Origin of the sequence: Testudinibacter sp. 'clade 2' (assembly GCF_006227735.1) — a bacterium.
Lineage (GTDB): Bacteria > Pseudomonadota > Gammaproteobacteria > Enterobacterales > Pasteurellaceae > Chelonobacter.
Window position 1 is genome coordinate 1 of sequence record NZ_VDHB01000236.1, and the last position, 1690, is coordinate 1690.

The 1690-nt window shown below is 48.5% G+C and carries 1 protein-coding gene; it reads left to right on the forward strand.

The window, feature by feature from the left end; all coding sequences use genetic code 11:
- Window positions 1-1627, forward strand: a 1627-nt coding sequence (gene ftsH / locus FHQ30_RS12930; RefSeq protein WP_139625194.1) for an ATP-dependent zinc metalloprotease FtsH, incomplete at its 5' end; no start/stop codon positions are given.
- Between the last annotated feature and the right edge of the window lie 63 nt (window positions 1628-1690).

Genomic DNA, 1690 nt, shown 5'->3' on the forward strand with positions numbered 1-1690 from the left:
GTTGATCGGTGTTTGGATTTTCTTTATGCGCCAGATGCAAGGCGGTGGCGGCAAAGCCATGAGCTTTGGCAAGAGTAAAGCCCGCATGATGACCGAAGAGCAGAATACCACCCGTTTTACCGATGTTGCAGGCTGTGATGAAGCCAAAGAAGAGGTTGGCGAAGTCGTCGATTTCTTGCGTGATCCAAGTAAATTCCAAAAATTGGGCGGTAAAATTCCGAAAGGCATTTTGATGGTCGGGCCACCGGGAACCGGTAAAACCTTGCTGGCAAAAGCGATCGCCGGCGAAGCAAAAGTGCCGTTCTTCACGATTTCCGGTTCGGACTTTGTCGAAATGTTTGTCGGGGTCGGCGCATCACGGGTGCGTGATATGTTTGAACAAGCCAAAAAAGCCGCACCTTGTTTGATTTTTATCGATGAAATCGATGCGGTCGGACGCCAGCGTGGCGCAGGTTTGGGCGGTGGACACGATGAACGTGAACAGACCTTGAACCAAATGTTGGTTGAAATGGACGGCTTTGAAGGCAACTCCGGTGTGATCGTGATTGCCGCAACCAACCGTCCGGACGTGCTGGATCCTGCATTGACCCGTCCGGGACGTTTTGACCGTCAAGTGACCGTCGGTCTGCCGGATGTGCGTGGTCGTGAGCATATTTTGAAAGTACACATGCGTAAAGTACCGGTTTCACCGGATGTCGATCCAATGGTGATTGCACGGGGTACACCGGGTTATTCCGGGGCAGATTTGGCAAATTTAGTCAACGAAGCGGCGCTGTTTGCGGCACGTCATAATAAACGTATCGTGACCATGGTCGAGTTTGAAAAAGCCAAAGATAAAATCAACATGGGGCCGGAACGTCGCACCATGATTATGACCGAGAAACAGAAAGAATCGACGGCTTATCATGAAGCAGGACATGCGATTGTCGGTTATTTAGTACCGGAACACGATCCGGTGCATAAAGTCACCATCATTCCACGTGGACGGGCGCTAGGGGTAACCTTCTTTTTGCCGGAAGGGGATCAAGTCAGTATCAGCCATAAGCAACTGGAAAGTAAACTGTCCACGCTGTATTCCGGGCGTCTGGCAGAAGATCTGATTTATGGCGAGGAAAATATCTCTACCGGTGCTTCGAACGATATTAAAGTTGCTACTAATATTGCGCGCAAAATGGTCACTGAATGGGGCTTCTCCGATAAATTAGGGCCGATTTTATATGCTGAAGACGATGGCGAAGTCTTTTTGGGACGCTCAATGGCGAAAGCCAAACATATGTCTGACGAAACCGCTCATTTGATTGATGAAGAAGTCCGTCAGATTGTTGAGCGTAACTATCAGCGTGCCAGACAGATTCTGTTGGACAACATGGATATTTTACACGCGATGAAAGATGCGTTGATGAAATATGAAACCATCGAAGAAGAGCAGATCCGCCAGTTGATGGAGCGTCGTGAAGTGACGCCACCACCGGGCTGGGAAGGTGACGAAAAAGCAGATACTAAAGCTAAATCAGAGCAAGCTACAAAGGATCAGGCTAAAGCCGATGAGGCGAAAAAACCAACTGAGCTGGAAGAGGAAATCATCTCTGACAGTGACGATGACCAGAATCCGGAAAATAAAGCCTAAGTTCTGTTCGGTTGATAAGTTTAAAAATCCGTTATATTGCCGGATTTTAGACTGCTGACAAAG